The organism is Gemmatimonadaceae bacterium (assembly GCA_035633115.1).
GTDB lineage: Bacteria > Gemmatimonadota > Gemmatimonadetes > Gemmatimonadales > Gemmatimonadaceae > UBA4720.
Genome location: DASQFN010000014.1, coordinates 18,107 through 34,986 on the forward strand (window position 1 = coordinate 18,107; position 16,880 = coordinate 34,986).

A 16,880-nucleotide genomic window follows, 5' to 3' on the forward strand; every position below is an offset into this window, starting at 1 on the left:
CTTTGTAACCCTTAAAGCTATCGGGATTGGCTTGCAGGGTCAAACTCGCCGCAACAGCACAACCAGGAAGAGAACCACAGGTGCCGGGCACGAGGAATCCAGGTCGCGAGGTTGCAGGCGAGGTTTCAGAATTGCCTGGTGCCTCACCTGCCGCCTCTCGCCTCGGCTCCCGTCACCTCGCACCCGTGTTTCTCTGTGTAGAACTTCGTTCTACTCAGCGAAAATCTGTGGCTCTCCCAGCTCCTCAGCACGAGCTGCGCTCTCCTTCCCGAGTGCTTCCCTCACAAAATCGGGCCACCAGTCAACCTGAGGCTCACGACCGGCGTACTGAGAGAGCGTCGCCCACGTTCGCTCATGAATTTCCTGAGCCCGTTCCATGGCTTCCTTCTGTGAGATTCCCTCTCGCGCGATGGCTCGCCGCCCGATCTGCGCGTGGAGGACTTCGTCGGCCCAGTCGTAATCGTGAAAATGCGCTGACAACGCGTCGCCGGATTCAATCGCCGTCTCATACTCGAAGCGCTTCCCGGTCTCTCCCGGCATTAGCGATTGCTCGATTGCGTATAGAACAATCTGCCGCTCGAGTGGCGTCGCGTGCTGGTTCAGCCGGAGGGCAAAGCTGACGTTGAGGGGAAGGCCGGTCCAATCGAGCCCGCGTGAAGCCAACGCGACAGTTCCCAGCATTGCGTGACGCGCTTCGTCCCACAGCTGGCGCGAGTAGTCATGATGGAATTCCCACGGCTGATCCGTACGCTCCGACATGAACGACGCCATCATCTCGGGGACGTCCATCTCGAGAGTTCGCTTGCAGAGCAGCGCGAGGTTTCGCTCGTCAGCTGGAACTCCCTCGGCGTTGTAAACGAGATGCGGCGGAAAGTTGAAGTTGTAGAGTCCTGAGAATCGGTCGTCTCTGGCTGGGTGGAAATCCGCTGCGAAGGGTTCCGTGGCCCGCGGGGAAGGCAGCGACTCCGCCTCTCCCGAGACGAGGTCGGCATCGCCGGCAACTCCTCCCGCCGCTCCGAGATAAGCTTGGAGATGAGACGCCCATCGAGCGCCGCGCTCGCGAAGATCCGTCTTGTCGCCGCGACTCACAGTAGCCGCGACTGCGCGCTCGCCCCATTCGATTACCTCATCGAGATCCGTAACGATGGTCCGCATCAAACGCTTTGTCGGTTGATCGACGAGAGGGTTCGTCCGCGCGATGTGAGCGCGGTAAGCATCGCGGATGGCGGGCAGGGCCACACCGTATATCCCGCTCAGGAGCTCCACGGTATTCTCCGGTCGCAGAAGCTCCTCGAGAAATGCGTCGAGAGCTGCATCAGGCGCTTTGTCGAGCGGCGGTGCAGGGTGTCGCATCTCGCCAATCCGTTTTCGCAAAAGGTCTGCATGCTCGGCGCAGTACCACTGATGCAGACACATCGCGCACTTTACCTCCCACTCGGGTGTCGAAGTGATATGCGCGACGAGGGCCCGCATCACTTTGCGCTCCGCCCAGTGGAGGCGCAGCAGCTGTCGAACGTTCTCTTCGACCGAGAAACCAATGCGGGCTGCGTCGGCGTAGGTCGAGACGCCCGCAAGCTCCGGGATGCCGCGCGATCGATTCGACATGGATCCTCCAGGTTTCACATGCTACGCGGGGATAAATTGCGTAACTTCCACGCGCAATAATACCGGACCTTCACACGAGCGACATTGGACAAGTTCCAGACATTCGTTCTGATCGCGCCCGTCCTGCTCTTTTCGATGGTCGCCCACGAATATGCCCACGGGTACGCGGCACTCAGGAATGGTGACCCCACTGCCTACCAGCTCGGCCGGCTCACGTGGAACCCGGCCAAACACATCGATCCTTTTCTGACGATCATCCTGCCGCTGCTCACGTTCATCACGGCGGGTATTGCATTCGGCGGCGCGAAGCCTGTTCCGGTGAATCCGCGAAACTACCGCAACTTCAAGAGAGGCGACATCATCGTCTCACTCGCCGGATGCGCGACGAATGTCGTCATCGCGTTCCTCTGCGTCCCGCTTATTCTCATCGTGGGCCTGTTGGGCGGCAGAATTCCCGGACTCAGTGCCGGGGCGTCGGTGCTGCAGCTCATGCTCATGTACGGCATCCTGCTCAATCTCGCGCTCGCGGCGTTCAACCTGATCCCGATTCCTCCGCTCGACGGATCGCATGTGATGAAGTACCTCCTGCCACCGGCATGGGCCCTCAAGTATCAGGAGCTCGGCAGGTACGGGATGATCATACTTTTTATTCTGATCGCGATCGGCAGGCCGATTCTCAACCTCTGGTTCTTTCCGGTCTACGCCGTCCACTCGGCTCTGATGAGCATTGTTTCTCCTTACATAATTCCGAGCCAATGGACTACGTGATGCAGCCGCTGAGCCACGAAGACGAGGTCTTCGTGGTCGAGCTCACTCACTTTTCGGGTCCGCTCGATCTCCTCCTGTCGCTCATCCGCGACGAGCAAATCGACATCTACGATATTCCCGTGGCGAGAATCGCGGAGCAGTTCCTCGCGAGGATTTCGACGCTCGCACTCGACGAGGCTGCGGATTATCTCGAGATGGCTGCCCGCCTCGTGCGCATCAAGGCGCAGATGCTCCTGCCGCGCCGCGAAGGCGACGAGCCGTGGGAGGATCCCCGCGCGGAGCTCGTACGACGCCTGCTCGAGTACCAGCAGATGCGCGAGGTCGTCGACATTCTCGAGGTACGCAGCAACGACCGGCGCAATCGGTTCGCTCGCGCGTACCTTCCGCAGAACCTTCTCGCGACTGCGCCGGTTGGCCCGCTTTCGGTTTCCGTGAGCGAGCTGCTTGGCGCCGTCGATCGCGTGCTGAGAGGTGCGAAGATTCCGGACATGCACAGTGTTATTCCTCGCGCTCTCGACGTCGAGGGTGCGATGTCGACGGTCCGCGCCGTGCTCGCGTTGCGCGCGCGCGCACGATGGCGCGACGTCATTCCGAGCGACGCCGAGCCGTGGCAGGTCCTTTCCGTTCTGCTCGCCCTGCTCGAGCTTGCAAAAGCGGGTGAGCTGCGAATTGCACAGCCGCGCCCATTCGGCTCAGTGGAGATAACAGGTGACGGCACTAGCGAAGCTGCTTGAGGCCGCGCTCTTCGCGAGCGCGCATCCTGTCCCCATCGACGACCTTCGAGCCATGGTCGCCGACGATGAGACCTCTCCGGAAGACGTCACCGCTGCCCTGGGAGAGATTAGGCAGCACTACGACGAGGATGGACATGGTGTCGAGCTGATGGAAGTGGCGGGCGGATGGCAGATACTCACGCGCCCGGAGTTCACCGAAGTCATCGAGCGCGCGCAGCTCGCCGCGCGTCCGCAGCGACTCTCGGCGCCCGCCCTCGAGACGCTCGCGATCATCGCCTACAGACAGCCCATCGGACGCGCGGAGATAGAAGAGATTCGCGGCGTCGGCGCCGGCCAGATGCTCAAGTCGCTTCACGAGCGGGAGCTGATCGAAGTCGTCGGGCGCGGCGAGGGAATGGGGAGGCCGCTGCTCTACGGGACGACCTCACTGTTCCTCGAGCAATTCGCGCTGCGCCATCTCGGGGAGCTCCCGCGGGGAGCCGAGCTCGCAATTGCTCTGCGTGATCCGAACGCGCCACCCGTTACGCCGCAGAGCGACACACCAATTCCGCGCGAGCCGCATGCGGAGCCGCTGAAGCTTGCCGAGTCTGAAGATTCACCCGCAGACGAAAACACAGAGCAGCACCGGCTGGCGGACGCTCAGGCCTGATGCCTGACGTAATGCGGATTCAGAGAGCGCTCGCGAGAGCGGGTATCGCCTCACGCCGTCGCGCCGAAGAGCTGGTGGCTGCCGGGCGCGTTCTGGTGAACGGCGAAACGGCAAAAACGGGCCAGACCGTCGACCTCGACGCTGACACGATAACGGTCGACGGAAAGCCGCTCGCGACGCGGGGCGCCGATTTCTGGATTGTCCTCAACAAGCCCGCCGGAGTTCTCACAACGAAGACAGATCCTCGCCGGCGTCGCACCGTTTTCGACCTGGTCCCCCAGAAACCCGGGCTCACTTATGTAGGCCGTCTCGATTACATGACGGAAGGCGTGCTTCTCTTCACGACCGACGGGGAAGCAGCACACAAGCTGACACATCCGAGCAAGGAGGTCGAACGGACCTATCTCGTGACCGTGCGCGGGGACGGGGCGGCGGCGGTCCGCGCGGCACGAACCGGTGTAGAACTCGAAGACGGTTGGGTGAAGCCGCTAGACGTTCGCGCGCACAACTTGAGCAGGGGTCTCTGGGAGCTGGAGATAACGCTTGCCGAGGGCCGCACGCGCGAGGTGAGACGGCTGTGCGAGGCACTCGGGCTGGGCGTCGAACGACTCGTGCGCACGCAATTTGGTCCCGTCAAGCTGGGCGACCTTCCGTCCGGCGCGACTCGTGCACTCACCGGGCGGGAACGCGATATCATTGCCGCGATCATAGAGTAGCACATAAGGGGAAAACATACGGGTTAACCCACACCTGGAGAGCAACGTGGCAACACAAGCGCCGCCCACAGCCGATACCTCGCTGATGCACGACGTCGTCGACCAGGTGGGCCGACGAATTGTCGGCCAGAACTACATGATCGAGCGACTGGTCATCAGCATTCTCACGGGCGGGCACGTTCTCCTGGAGGGTGTGCCCGGACTCGCCAAGACGCTCGCGGTGCGCACTCTCGCCGAGACAATCAGCACGAGCTTCCAGCGAATTCAGTTCACCCCCGATCTGCTCCCTGCCGACATACTCGGCACCCAGATCTACGATCAGTCAAAGGGAACGTTCAGCATCAAGAAAGGTCCGATCTTCGCAAACATCATTCTTGCGGACGAGATCAACCGCGCACCGGCAAAGGTCCAGTCGGCATTGCTCGAGGCGATGCAGGAGAAGCAGGTCACGATCGGTGGAACGACGTACAAGCTCGAGGAGCCGTTTCTGGTTCTTGCGACGCAGAACCCCATCGAGCAGGAGGGAACGTATCCGCTCCCCGAGGCGCAGGTCGACCGTTTCATGCTGAAGCTTCACGTCGGTTACCCGTCGCGAGAAGAGGAGAAGGAAATTCTTCGCCGCATGGCGAGCGGGGATGCGATCCCGGTCCGCCACGTCGCGACTCCGCAGGAGATCATGGCAGCTCGCCATCGCATTGCCGATATGTACATGGATGAGCGCATTGTTGATTACATCGTCCAGATCGTCCACACGACTCGCTTTCCCGCGGAGTCGGGACTCAAGGATCTGGCGCCGCTCATCGAGTACGGAGCGAGCCCACGTGCGACACTGGCGCTTGCACAGGCGTCGAGAGCACACGCCTTCCTGCGCGGGCGAGCGTTCGTGACCCCCGAAGACGTGAAGGCGATTGCGCCCGACGTGTTGCGGCACCGCGTGCTGACGACTTACGAGGCAGAGGCCGAAGAGGTGACCAGCGACGCGATCGTGACGCGTGTGCTGGACGCCATCGCAACGCCGTGAGCCCGCGCCGCCTCTCGATCGCCCGGTGGCGCCGGGGCCAGAAACCCGCTCGCGTCGCCCAGGTTTTCGATCCCCGCTCTGCTTCTCCCGCCGTTTCCCCGGCTGAGCGGCTCAGCACCACCGGACACGCCGCGCAAGCCGGCGGAGAGGCGATCCGAAAGGGAGTTCCCGCAGAAATACTCCGGCAGGTAAAGCTCATCGAGCTGCGCACGCGCGGACTCGTCAACTCGGTGTTTACCGGTGAATACCGCAGCGTGTTCAAGGGCCAGGGGATGGAATTCTCCGAGGTCCGCGAGTATCAGCCCGGCGATGAGGTCCGGATCATCGACTGGAATGTCACTGCGCGCATGGGAAGGCCGTTCGTCAAACGCTACGTCGAGGAGCGCGAGCTCACAGTGATGCTTGCAGTGGATCTTTCCGGCTCTGAGCGCTTTGGAACTGTGAACCGGTTCAAGAGCGAACTGGCAAGCGAGCTGGCCGCCGTGCTCGCGATGTCGGCGGTGCGCAACAACGACAGAGTCGGCGTCATACTCTTCACAGACCGCATCGAGTACGTCGTTCCGCCGAGGAAGGGACGCAAGCACGTCCTTCGAATCATGCGTGACCTCCTGTCGTTCGAGCCCGCAGGGAAGGGAACGGACATTGTCGCGGTCATCGATCACCTCGCGCGGACGCTCAAGCAGAAGGCGATCATCTTCCTCATTTCGGATTTCGTGGCCGACAACATCGAGCATTCGCTGAAGATTCTGTCGCAGCGTCATGATGTTGTGGCAGTCACAGTCGACGATCCGAGTGAGAGGGACCTGCCGGACATTGGTCTGGCGCGCTTCGTTGACCCGGAAACCGGTCAGCACATCGAGATAGATACGAGCTCAGCCGTTGTACGCGACGAGTACGCGAAGCGCGTGACGACTGAGCGCGATGAGCGACGCCACCTTCTTCGCCGCCTCGCCATCGACGAAGTGCCGGTTCGCACCGACGGCAACTACATCGAGCCGCTGCTCAGATTCTTCCGGTCCCGGGAAACACAGGCCCGCCGGCGATGATGTCGTTCGTGCTTTTCTGGCTGCTGCAGATTGCGCCGCAGTCGCGTCCGCCCATAGCGCCGCCGATCAGCTCGCTCTTCCCTGTGCAGCTCGGTGCGCGAGTGACGCCTGACACCGTGACGGTCGGGCAGAGGTTCATCGTCTTGCTCAAGGTTCGTGCACCGGCTGGCGCGAACATTCAATTCCCACTTGCCGTGGACAGTGGAGTTGCCACGTCCCCCACCGCCGCGCAGATCGTTGGCGCGCCTTTCGTGGATTCGGCGAGGACTGATTCCATCGGTACCACCCGCTCCGCTGCCTACCGATTCGCTGCGTGGGATGTGGGACCACAGCCGCTCGGTCTTGGAAATATCGCGGTCACCGTAGGCGGACGAACTGCGTACATCTCGCTCAACTCGCAGACAGTGTTCGTTCGCTCGGTGCTGCCGGCGGATACGACGCTTCGACAACCGAAGCCACCTCGTCCGGTTATTGTAATTCCGCCGTTCAACTGGCTGCCGTGGCTCGCATTGCTCACGGCGATATTGCTGGCGCTCCTGGCCTGGTGGCTGTGGCGCTGGTACCGGCGCCGGCGCGCCGCACCACTGCCTCCATTCGAGGCTGCGGAGCGCGAATTCGCGCGCATCGAGGCAATGCGGCTTGCAGAGACTGGCGAGCCCGAGAGGCACGTCGCGCTCATGACCGATGTGATGCGCGACTACCTCGCAGCAAGAGTTGAAGGCGTTCAGCGCTCGCAGACGACAAGCGAGCTTCTGGCTGCCGCCGCATCAATTCGCCCTCACGCTAGCGGAATCGAGCACCTGCTTACAAACGCGGACCTCGTAAAATTCGCGCGCCAGCGAGTGTCGCCCGCGGATGCGCAGGCGATTGGCGCGCACGCGCGAACGATCGTGCGGACAGTGGAGGACCATTTCCTCCAGCTCGAGAAGGAAACGGTGGAGAAAAAGGCCGCATGAACGTTCTTGGTCTCGAGCTTCAGACTCCCGAAGCGCTGCCGCTCCTGCTATTGCTCCCGCTGTGGTGGCTCTGGCGCCGGCGCCATGCACCGGGTGCGATTGTCTTCTCTCGCACGGGCGTGCTCGCACGAGGGCCTCGGGCCGGGCGCGCTATCGCCCGCGCGATCTTCGTGCTGCGCAATCTTGCTCTCGCGTCACTCATCATCGCGCTTGCGCGCCCGCGAACCGGCGCGCGCGTCGAGAACATCACGACATCGGGCATCAACATCGTCATCGCGATCGACCTCTCCAGCTCGATGCTCGCGGAGGATTTCCGTCCGAACAATCGTCTCGAGGTAGCGAAGGCGAAGGTGAAGCAGTTCATCATGGCACGACAGTCGGATCGCATCGGAATTGTCGCGTTCGCCGGGGAAGCGCTCACACAGGTGCCGCTCACGACCGACTACAACGTGATTCTCAAGTCCGTGGACAATCTTCAGGCGGGGCAGCTGGAGGATGGGACCGCCATCGGGATGGGAATCGCGACGGCCGCCAATCGTCTCCGCGATGCCCCCGGAAGGTCGCGAGTGATGATCGTTCTCACCGACGGAGTGAATAACCGCGGAGACGTCGATCCTCTCTCGGCGGCCAGGGCAGCCGCGGTTTACGGGATAAAGATTTACGGAATCGGCGTCGGCAGCGAAGGACTTGCCCCCGTACCCGTAGGGAGAGGTGTCTTCGGCCTTCGCTTCGAGCTGCAGCCGGTTCGAATCGACGAGACGCTGCTGCGCCAGGTTGCTGCCTTGAGCGGGGGCAGATATTTCCGCGCCCGGGACGCAGCAGCCCTGGAGCGGATCTACGGACAGATAGATCTGCTCGAGCGCGTTCCGGTTCAATCGCGATCGTACGTGCGCTACACGGAGCTCTACCGCTGGTTCGTCGGGATTGCGCTCATTGCATTGCTCGGGGAGCTCGCTCTCGTTGCGTGGAAGGCGCCGATACCATGATGTATCTTCGGTTCGTTTCGTGGCCGTGGGCTCTTGCCCTCGCCGTCGTGCTTCCGATTGCGACGGCTTGGCTCATCATCCACGCGCGCCGCGTTCGCGCCCGGCGACTCGCGCATCTTGGTACACCGCAGATGGTCGCGCGTCTTGCGCCGGAAACCGTGCGTGCTTCGCGTTGGCGCCCGGTCCGGCTCGGCTTGGCAGTCTTGTTCGCAGCCATCGCGCTCGCTGGCCCACGCTGGGGAGTCGAGCGCACTGTAGTAAACCAGGCGGGCATCGACATTGTTCTGGCGCTCGACGCCTCGACATCGATGCTGGCGCGAGACGAGACCCCCGATCGGCTTGCGAAAATGAAGGAAGTTGTGGACCGTTTGAGAGACCTTTCGCCCAACGATCGCTTCGGGCTCGTAGCGTTTGCCGGGTCGAGCTATGTGCTTACCCCACTAACAGTTGACAATGCAGCACTCAACTTGTTTCTCGACAATCTCGATCCGACGGTCGTCGGACAGTCGGGGAGCTCGGTCGCGAGTGCCATCACGATGTCGTCGCGTCTCCTGGCGTCAGCAAAATCCGAGGCCGAAAAAGCAATAATTGTGATGAGTGATGGAGAGGCGTTCGAGGATGAATCGGCAGTGACCGAAGCGGCAAAGAAGGCCGCCGAATCCGGTGCAACGGTCATCACTGTGGGATTCGGTACGCCGGCCGGATCGACGATTCCAGTACGGCAGAACGGGCTTGTGACGCAGAAGCGGGATCAGAGCGGGCAGGTCGTCATAACGCGCTACAATCCGGACCTCCTCAGCGCGGCTGCTGAAGCTGGACGCGGCTTGTTCGTCGAAGCAGGGAACGCCGATCGTGCTGCGGCGGTCCGGCGGTTGCTCTCTACACTCCGCACGCAGCAGCGCTCGATCACCACGGGCGCAAACCTCGGCCTGCAGTTCCAGATTTTCCTCATTCCCGCGTTGCTGCTTCTCCTTCTGGACACGTTCCTCGGCGCACGACAGCCGCGCCGGCGCCGACTCGCTGCACCCGCGATGACTGCCGCAGCCTCGGCGGCTCTTTTTCTGGGCGGTTGCCAACTTCCGGCAAAGCGCGACCGCGCTTCAATCGACCTGTACAATCGTGGCACGGCGCTCATCCAGAAGCCGGATTCCTTTCTCGCTGCCGTGCCGTTGCTCCATCGAGCGGCCGAGTCGGTAGATACTGCTGTGAAGTACCGCGCGGGCTTCAACGAAGGATATGTGCATCTTACCGTGGGACTGGCCGCGACCGGCGATTCGGCCACGACGCCTCTCGACAGTGCGCTTGCCGTCTACAAGCGCGTACTTACGATGCGTCCTGACGACCGCGACTCCAAATGGAATTACGAGCTGGCCCTTCGGAAGAAAAAGAGCAGTGGAGGCGGTGGGGGAGGCGGTGGCGGGGGAGGAGAATCGCCGGCTCCACAGCCAACGCCTGCGGCCGACGCGGAATCGAGGCCGGCACCGCGGGCAATTCCCGGCATGAACGAGCAGCGCGCAGAGCAGATCCTGAACGCGATAGAGCAGGAAGAGCAGGACGTTCAGGGCAAGCAGCAAAAAAAGAACGTGCCGCGACCACCGCCCGCGGGGAAGGATTGGTAGCGATTTGCCGCTGATTCAGGTTCTGCCGGGCGCAGTCGCCGACCAGATCGCCGCGGGCGAGGTAGTCGAACGCCCTGCCTCCGTAGTGAAGGAGCTCGTGGAGAATGCGCTCGATGCAGGCGCGACGACGGTGGATGTCGCCGTCGAGGAAGGGGGTCACAAGCTCATCCGTGTGAGCGACGACGGTTCAGGCATGGACCGGGAGGATGCGTCACTCGCGCTCGTCCGCCACGGGACGTCGAAGATAAGGACAGCTGCCGATCTCATCGGGGTATCGAGCTTCGGGTTTCGCGGAGAGGCATTGCCCGCGATTGCGTCGATCTCGCGTTTTGCGATGGAGACTTCCGAGGCCGACGGACACGGGGTGGCGATCGAGACGAGCGGAGGCGTCGTGACCGCGACGCGTGAGGCAGCTCGCCGAAAGGGCACGACTGTAAAGGTCGAACAGCTTTTCTATAACGTTCCGGCTCGGCGAAAGTTTCTGCGCAGCGCGCGCTCGGAGTGGCGCGCAATCACCGAAACACTGAACAGTGTTGCGCTGAGTCGTCCCGATGTTCGGTTCTCGCTTTCGCACGACGGCAAGGAGGTTCTCTCCCTTCCGCCGGTTTCGAGCCTTCGCGCTCGTGTAAGCGGAATCTGGGGCGGGAAATACGCCGGGAGTCTGCTCGAAGTGGACGATGTCGCCGGTGTCGTTCAGGTGAGCGGTCTCGCTGAGCGCCCGGCGGATGTGGGGACGACGACGCGGCGCGTGTTCATCGCTGTGAACGGACGCTCGATTCGGGACAACGGGATCGTGAGGGCCGCGGAGGCTGCATACCGCTCCACGATTTCTGCGGGACTGCGTCCGTCCCTCTTTCTCGACGTTCGGCTCCCGGCGAATGCGGTTGACGTGAACGTGCATCCAGCGAAGGCAGAGGTGCGATTCCGGGACAGGTGGCCGGTCGAGCGCGCGGTTGAAGCGGCTGTGCGCCGGGCACTCGGCACCTTCGACAGCTCGGCAATGGTTGGCGGCAGCTACTTCGCGACGACGAACCGCAGCGGGATGGATTTCAGGAGCTCTTCGATCGAGGGTGTTTCGATTCTCTCACCGGCACAGGTCGACCGCGAGCCACTTTTTTCGGGCGCGACGGACCTTCAAGACGACGAAACGCAATTGTCCGTGCGATCTCCTCAGGAGATTCCGCCGCTTTTTCAGTTCAAACGAACGTACATCGCTTTCGAGCATGCGGACGGACTCGTTCTGATCGATCAACATTCGGCGCATGAGCGTGTTTTGTACGAGGAGTTCATGAGAGCGCTTGAGACCGGACGTGCGCCGGCGCAGCGTCTCCTGCTCCCGATCACGCTGCATCTCGGGCCGGCAGAAGGCGATGCCTTCGAGGCAAATCGGGATTACCTCGAGAAGCTTGGCTTCGAAGTGGAGGGTTTCGGAGGGAGCACACTTATCGTCAACAGCGTTCCGATGCCGCACTCGCGCTTCGATGCGGAACGCTGTCTGCGCGAGACGCTGGATGCGCTCACCGGCGATCGGGTCGCCGGAACCGCCACGCGACACGAGCACCTTGCCGCGACGGTTGCGTGCAAGGCCGCAATCAAAGCGGGAGAGGAGCTTTCCACTCCGGAGATGCGCTCACTCTTCGCGTCGTTGCGCGACACTCAGCTGCCGGCGCACGATGTTCACGGCAGGTCGACTATCGTGCAGCTGACGTGGGACGAGCTCGACCGCCGCTTTGGCCGGCGATAGGGTCCGTGTCATCTGCGGCCCGACAGCCGCGGGGAAATCGGAAATTGCACTTCGACTTGCGCTCGAATACAGCGCGACGATCATCAGCGCCGATTCCAGACAGATCTATCGCGGGTTCGACATCGGCACAGCGAAGCCGGGTCCCGCCGAGATACGCACTGTTCCGCACAGGGGCATCGACCTGGCGGAACCCACGGAGCGGTACTCTGCATCCGTGTGGGCCAACGAAGCGCGCGCGTGGATTGCCGAGGCAGAGGGCGAGCGGCGAGTGCCGCTGATTGCCGGCGGCACAGGGTTCTACATGCGTGCTCTGTTCGAGCCGCTGTTCGACGCGCCCCCGCTCGATGCGGCTCGCAGGCACGCGCTGGAAAGCGCTATGGATCAGCTTCCTCTCGCGGAGCTTCGGAGATGGTGCCGGACTCTCGACCCGGCTAAGGCGCACCTCGGCCGAGTTCAGCTCTCGCGTGCAATCGAGACAGCGCTTCTCACTGGGCGCAGATTGACCGATCTCCAGGAGCAATCCGCAAGCAGTCAGGCCGCGACGGTGCCGCGTTTTCGGCCGAGCTTCCTCGTGGTCGACCCCGGCTCGCGTCTCGCGCAACGCATCGAGCACCGCGTGGATGCAATGCTCGATGCGGGCTGGGTCGACGAGGTTCGATCGTTGATGGCCCACGTAGCGCCTGACGCGCCCGCATGGAAGGCCAGTGGATACCGTGTGGTACGAGCCCTTGCGGAGGGCAGCGCAAGTTTGTCATCCGCCCGGGAGCGAATCATTATTGAGACTCGGCAGTTTGCCAAACGGCAGAGAACATGGTTTCGGCATCAGCTCGGTGCCGGCAAAGTCACGCGCGTCGATCCGGATGACCCCGAGAGCGGCGCGATCGTGGAACGCTGGTGGAAGACGGGGGAGGCGGAGGTCACTTGAAGATCGGCATCACCTGCTATCCGACTTACGGCGGCTCGGGCGCTGTCGCGACGGAGCTCGGCATCGCTCTCTCGGGGCGCGGCCATGAGATCCATTTCATAACCTATCGTCAGCCGTTCAGGCTGCCGGCGTATTTACCAAATGTGTTCTTTCATGAGGTGGACGTCGGGCGATATCCCCTCTTCGAGTATCCGCCTTATGATCTGGCGCTCGCGGTGCGCATGCATGAGGTAGTGCTCAGTCACGGTCTCGAGCTCCTTCACTGCCACTACGCAATACCGCACGCCACCAGCGCCTGGATCGCGCGCGAGATGCTTCGCCAGCAGCGGCAGGACGTGAAGGTCATCACGACGCTTCACGGAACCGACATCACTCTCGTGGGCCAGGATCCATCGTTCAACGCGATCACCAAGTTCTCGATCGAGAAATCAGACAGGCTGACCGCTGTCTCGGAGTTTCTGCGGCGGGAGACTTACAACGCGTTCGGCTGCACCGCGTGCGATGTGAAAGTGATTCATAATTTCATCGACCCCGATGTTTATAGCCGCGAGCGCTATGCGGCGTCGATGAACCAGCAGTTCCCGAAGGCGCAGCCGGTTCTGATGCACATCTCGAACTTCCGGAAGGTAAAGCGCGTTCGCGACATCATTCGCATTTTTGCGCTCGTGAACGAGGATATACCCAGCAGGCTGCTGATGATCGGTGACGGCCCCGACCGCGTTGCAGCCGAGGAAGAGACGCGGCGCCTCGGCGTTGAAACGTCGGTATCGTTTCTCGGCAAGATCGACAATGTCGCTCCTCTCCTCGCTACCGCAGATGTGTTTCTGCTGCCGTCGGAGAGCGAATCGTTTGGTCTGAGCGCGCTCGAGGCGCTGGCGTCGGGGGTTCCGGTGATCGGCACGAGGGCTGGAGGCCTGCCCGAAGTGGTGCGCGACGGAGAGACGGGATTTCTCTGCGAGGTGGGAGACGTCGATGGGATGGCGCGACTTGCTCTCGATATTCTGCACGACCCCGAGCGGTGGCAGGCGATGAGCGAGATCGGCGCCGCGGATGCCCGCGCTCGCTTCTCGAAGAATGAGATCGTGAGCCAGTACGAGCAGATGTACCTGACGTCTCTCGCCGCTGACGCCGCAGCGTGACGAGCTTCGAGGCGCTCGTCCTCGGGCTGATTCAGGGACTCACTGAGTTTCTTCCAATCAGCAGCTCGGCGCACCTGGCCCTGACCCCGTGGTTTTTTGGATGGCAGGCCCGCGGCCTTGCGTTCGACGTTGCACTTCATTTCGGGACGCTCATCGCTGTGCTCTGGTTTTTCCGAAAGGAATGGGCCCTGTTGATTGCTGCAACGATCTCCATGATCCGGAAGCGGCGTGTGGAGACCGTCGAGGAGAAGCGCGTCATCTTTCTGATCGTCGCGACGATACCCGGCGCGATCGGTGGCCTGCTTCTGGAGGAAAAGGCCGAGACGGTTTTCAGGGCGCAGGCACTGACTGCAACTGCCCTGATCATGATGGGCGTGATTCTGTGGGCGGCGGATCGGTATTCCCGGATGACACGCGACCTGACGACCATGCGGTGGATCGACGCGGTCCTGATCGGAGTTGCGCAGGTCGTCGCGCTCGTGCCGGGTGTGTCGCGATCCGGATCGACAATCACCGCCGGACGGCTGCTTGGTCTGAACCGTGAGAGCGCTGCCGTGTTCAGCTTCCTGATGAGCATGCCGATCACTGCGGCTGCAATCGCTCTGAAGGGCCCCGAAGTCATTCGCGAGAGCGGGATCAGCACGCCACTGGTCGTCGGTGTGCTGTCTGCGGCGGTGAGCAGCTGGCTAGCGATCGCGATTCTCCTACGCTACGTAACGCGCCACAGCTACGGAATTTTTGCATTGTACCGCGTCATTCTCGGTGTAATAGTGCTCGGCCTTCTCTATGTCCGCGGCTGAAGAGTTTTGCCTCGACGGATACTCGGCCACCGAGCTCGCCGCCCAGCTGGGCCTGCCGCGAGTCGAGGTGCTGGAGCAGACTCGCTCTACGCTCGACGTCGCTCATGCTCTCGCGGCTAAAGGAGCACCCTCGGGTACACTCGTGATTGCGGACCGGCAGACCGAGGGAAGGGGACGGGGCGGATCGACATGGGTGTCGCCTGCGGGGACCGGTCTCTGGCTCACGCTGATCGAGCGCCCGTCCGACGGATCCGGGCTCGAAGTGCTCTCGCTGCGCACGGGAATTCGTGCAGCGCGCGCTCTCGATGTTTTTGCCGACGAGCCCATCCGCCTGAAATGGCCGAACGATCTCTACGTCGCCGGGAGCAAGCTCGGAGGAATCCTCATCGAGGCGAGGTGGCGGGAGCAGAAGCTCGAATGGGTCGCGGTTGGAATTGGAATCAACGTTGCCCGACCCACCGATGTGCCGGGCGCTGCGGCTCTCGATCCTGGCACGCGACGGATTGACGTTCTCACCGAGCTGCTTCCCGCGCTGCGCAGCGCGGTTCCATGCACCGGTGAGCTCACACGGCTCGAGCTGCTGGAATTCGACACACGAGACCTCGCGCGCGGCCACCACTGCCGCGAGCCCGCTCAGGGAATCGTTCGCGGAATCAATGCTTCGGGGGAGCTGCTCGTTGCGCTTGCCGACTCGGTCGCCAGATTCCGCACAGGCTCCCTCATCCTCGACCAGACATCATGATTCTCGCATTCGACATCGGAAACACCGAGACAACCGCCGCAATGTTCGACGGCGCCGTCGTCGGGCCGCACTGGCGGCTCACGACCAATCTCCCGCGGACGCCTGACGAATACGTCCTGCTTCTGCGGTCGCTCTTTCAGGCTGCGGGGATGGAAATCGCCGCGGTGACCGGCACGGCGATCTGCTCGGTCGTCCCTCCGGTTACACAGACGCTCGCGCACGCCTGCCTCGAGTGTTTCGGAAAGAGAGCGTTGATCATCGACGCTCATTCTCCGCTTCCGATCAAGCTCGAAGTGGACGAGCCGTTCACGGTGGGAGCCGATCGCGTCGCAAACACGCTTGCGGTGAGTCGCCTGCGCAAGCGCGATACAATAGTGGTGGATCTCGGGACCGCGACGACTTACGACTGCATCACTGCGAGCGGGTCGTTCATCGGAGGCGTCATTCAGCCAGGCGTCGGCACATCGGCTGAAACGCTTTTTCGGCGCACGGCGCAGCTTGCGGCCACCGAGATCTCGCCGCCCAAGAAGGTCATCGGTACGCGCACAGACGAATGCATAAAGTCGGGTGTGCTCTACGGCGCCGCCGATTCGATCGACGGGCTGGTCAGGCGCATCAAAAAGGAATGGGCGGTCCCGAATCCCCTTGTGATCGCCACCGGCGGCCTTGCCGAGACCCTCCGTCCTTACTGCGAAACTTTTGACGAAGTGGACGCTTTCCTCACGCTGCAGGGGGTCCGGCTCGGCTACGAACTGCTCGCGACGGCATGACCGGCAACTGGCGCTGGTATTGCAGGGATGTCATCGGGTATCGTCGTGTTCCAGGCGCACGTCAAATGGAGGGGCACATGTGGAGGAAAGCAGTTTCCATCGCTCTTGTCGGAGTGATCGTAGCGGCCATCATACCTTCGGTTTCGGCCGCTCAGCTGACCAAAGCGGCGAAGATCCGCCAGGCGATGGCTGCAGGCCCGGCGTCGATCACCCGTAACGCGACGGTCAAGAACTGGCCCGGCAAGGACGGGAAGATGGCCGTCCTTCGAGAGGGCAGTAATGGATGGGTTTGCCTGCCCAGCGAGCCTCCGACCAAATACAAGAAGAACAACGCGATGTGCCTCGACCCGCAGTGGCAGGAATGGTTCGCGGCGGCTGTGGAGACTCGTGAGCCGAAGATCAGCCAGGTTGGCTACGCCTACATGCTCACTGCCGACGAGTGGGGGAGCAACACCGATCCGATGGGCGCCAAAGGCCCCACACCGGACAACCAGTGGCATTACCAGGGCCCCCACATAATGGTGGTCTTCCCGGATTCGAAGATGCTGGCCGGCGTCCCGGTTCGGCCGAGCAAGATGGGGCCATACGTGATGATGGCGGGCACGCCTCACGCTCACGTGATGTTTCCGGTCCGGTAGGCGCTTCCGACTCAGAGGGTTC

The 16,880-nt window shown here is 62.4% G+C and carries 17 protein-coding genes; 16 read left to right on the top strand and 1 reads right to left on the bottom strand.

Features of this window, described 5'->3' with window-relative positions; all coding sequences use genetic code 11:
- Positions 1 to 210: 210 nt before the first annotated feature.
- Positions 211 to 1,605, bottom strand: a complete 1,395-nt coding sequence (locus VES88_01815) for a hypothetical protein (GenBank protein HYN80212.1) — start codon at positions 1,603 to 1,605, stop codon at positions 211 to 213.
- Between the two features lie 84 nt (positions 1,606 to 1,689).
- Between VES88_01815 and VES88_01820 the strand changes: the two genes are divergently transcribed.
- The 16 genes from VES88_01820 (at position 1,690) to VES88_01895 (ending at position 16,858) form a co-directional block, all read left to right on the top strand.
- A complete protein-coding gene (locus VES88_01820) occupies positions 1,690 to 2,373 on the top strand; it encodes a site-2 protease family protein (protein ID HYN80213.1) in 684 nt (227 codons plus the stop codon).
- Positions 2,361 to 3,107: a segregation/condensation protein A gene (locus VES88_01825; GenBank protein ID HYN80214.1), complete on the top strand. Its 747-nt coding sequence runs from the start codon at positions 2,361 to 2,363 to the stop codon at positions 3,105 to 3,107. Before VES88_01820 ends, VES88_01825 begins: the two co-directional genes overlap by 13 nt.
- Entirely contained in the window at positions 3,082 to 3,756 is a 675-nt protein-coding gene (gene scpB, locus VES88_01830; protein HYN80215.1) for an SMC-Scp complex subunit ScpB, read from the top strand. Before VES88_01825 ends, scpB begins: the two co-directional genes overlap by 26 nt.
- Positions 3,756 to 4,472, top strand: a complete 717-nt coding sequence (locus VES88_01835) for a pseudouridine synthase (GenBank protein ID HYN80216.1) — start codon at positions 3,756 to 3,758, stop codon at positions 4,470 to 4,472. Before scpB ends, VES88_01835 begins: the two co-directional genes overlap by 1 nt.
- A 46-nt stretch (positions 4,473 to 4,518) precedes the next feature.
- Positions 4,519 to 5,493, top strand: coding sequence for a MoxR family ATPase (locus tag VES88_01840; GenBank protein HYN80217.1), 975 nt, complete (start codon positions 4,519 to 4,521; stop codon positions 5,491 to 5,493).
- A complete protein-coding gene (locus VES88_01845; GenBank protein ID HYN80218.1) occupies positions 5,490 to 6,539 on the top strand; it encodes a DUF58 domain-containing protein in 1,050 nt (349 codons plus the stop codon). Before VES88_01840 ends, VES88_01845 begins: the two co-directional genes overlap by 4 nt.
- Positions 6,536 to 7,495, top strand: coding sequence for a hypothetical protein (locus VES88_01850; GenBank protein HYN80219.1), 960 nt, complete (start codon positions 6,536 to 6,538; stop codon positions 7,493 to 7,495). Before VES88_01845 ends, VES88_01850 begins: the two co-directional genes overlap by 4 nt.
- Positions 7,492 to 8,481 carry a VWA domain-containing protein gene (locus tag VES88_01855; protein HYN80220.1) on the top strand — a complete coding sequence of 330 codons (990 nt, stop codon included), beginning with the start codon at positions 7,492 to 7,494 and terminating at the stop codon, positions 8,479 to 8,481. Before VES88_01850 ends, VES88_01855 begins: the two co-directional genes overlap by 4 nt.
- The gene (locus VES88_01860) at positions 8,478 to 10,100 is read left to right on the top strand and encodes a VWA domain-containing protein (GenBank protein ID HYN80221.1); all 1,623 of its coding nucleotides are present in this window, start codon (positions 8,478 to 8,480) and stop codon (positions 10,098 to 10,100) included. The genes VES88_01855 and VES88_01860 overlap by 4 nt, the downstream gene beginning before the upstream one ends.
- 4 nt (positions 10,101 to 10,104) lie before the next feature.
- Complete coding sequence (mutL, locus tag VES88_01865; protein ID HYN80222.1) at positions 10,105 to 11,844, top strand: DNA mismatch repair endonuclease MutL; 1,740 nt, start codon at positions 10,105 to 10,107, stop codon at positions 11,842 to 11,844.
- A complete protein-coding gene (gene miaA / locus VES88_01870; protein ID HYN80223.1) occupies positions 11,831 to 12,769 on the top strand; it encodes a tRNA (adenosine(37)-N6)-dimethylallyltransferase MiaA in 939 nt (312 codons plus the stop codon). Before mutL ends, miaA begins: the two co-directional genes overlap by 14 nt.
- Positions 12,766 to 13,908, top strand: a complete 1,143-nt coding sequence (gene bshA, locus VES88_01875; protein HYN80224.1) for an N-acetyl-alpha-D-glucosaminyl L-malate synthase BshA — start codon at positions 12,766 to 12,768, stop codon at positions 13,906 to 13,908. Before miaA ends, bshA begins: the two co-directional genes overlap by 4 nt.
- Positions 13,905 to 14,708: an undecaprenyl-diphosphatase UppP gene (uppP, locus tag VES88_01880; protein HYN80225.1), complete on the top strand. Its 804-nt coding sequence runs from the start codon at positions 13,905 to 13,907 to the stop codon at positions 14,706 to 14,708. The genes bshA and uppP overlap by 4 nt, the downstream gene beginning before the upstream one ends.
- Entirely contained in the window at positions 14,695 to 15,450 is a 756-nt protein-coding gene (locus tag VES88_01885) for a biotin--[acetyl-CoA-carboxylase] ligase (GenBank protein ID HYN80226.1), read from the top strand. Before uppP ends, VES88_01885 begins: the two co-directional genes overlap by 14 nt.
- On the top strand, positions 15,447 to 16,220 hold the full coding sequence (locus tag VES88_01890; GenBank protein HYN80227.1) for a type III pantothenate kinase: 774 nt from the start codon (positions 15,447 to 15,449) through the stop codon (positions 16,218 to 16,220). The genes VES88_01885 and VES88_01890 overlap by 4 nt, the downstream gene beginning before the upstream one ends.
- A gap of 77 nt (positions 16,221 to 16,297) precedes the next feature.
- Complete coding sequence (locus VES88_01895; GenBank protein HYN80228.1) at positions 16,298 to 16,858, top strand: hypothetical protein; 561 nt, start codon at positions 16,298 to 16,300, stop codon at positions 16,856 to 16,858.
- Positions 16,859 to 16,880: the final 22 nt, after the last annotated feature.

What these genes read in the sequence shown, in the direction of transcription:
- VES88_01815 (HYN80212.1), bottom strand. Translation starts at nt 1,605, where the DNA reads ATGTCGAATCGATCGCGCGGCATCCCGGAGCTTGCGGGCGTCTCGACC.
- VES88_01825 (HYN80214.1), top strand. Translation starts at nt 2,361, where the DNA reads ATGGACTACGTGATGCAGCCGCTGAGCCACGAAGACGAGGTCTTCGTG.
- VES88_01835 (HYN80216.1), top strand. Translation starts at nt 3,756, where the DNA reads ATGCCTGACGTAATGCGGATTCAGAGAGCGCTCGCGAGAGCGGGTATC.
- VES88_01850 (HYN80219.1), top strand. Translation starts at nt 6,536, where the DNA reads ATGATGTCGTTCGTGCTTTTCTGGCTGCTGCAGATTGCGCCGCAGTCG.
- VES88_01855 (HYN80220.1), top strand. Translation starts at nt 7,492, where the DNA reads ATGAACGTTCTTGGTCTCGAGCTTCAGACTCCCGAAGCGCTGCCGCTC.
- VES88_01860 (HYN80221.1), top strand. Translation starts at nt 8,478, where the DNA reads ATGATGTATCTTCGGTTCGTTTCGTGGCCGTGGGCTCTTGCCCTCGCC.
- VES88_01885 (HYN80226.1), top strand. Translation starts at nt 14,695, where the DNA reads ATGTCCGCGGCTGAAGAGTTTTGCCTCGACGGATACTCGGCCACCGAG.
- VES88_01890 (HYN80227.1), top strand. Translation starts at nt 15,447, where the DNA reads ATGATTCTCGCATTCGACATCGGAAACACCGAGACAACCGCCGCAATG.
- VES88_01895 (HYN80228.1), top strand. Translation starts at nt 16,298, where the DNA reads ATGTGGAGGAAAGCAGTTTCCATCGCTCTTGTCGGAGTGATCGTAGCG.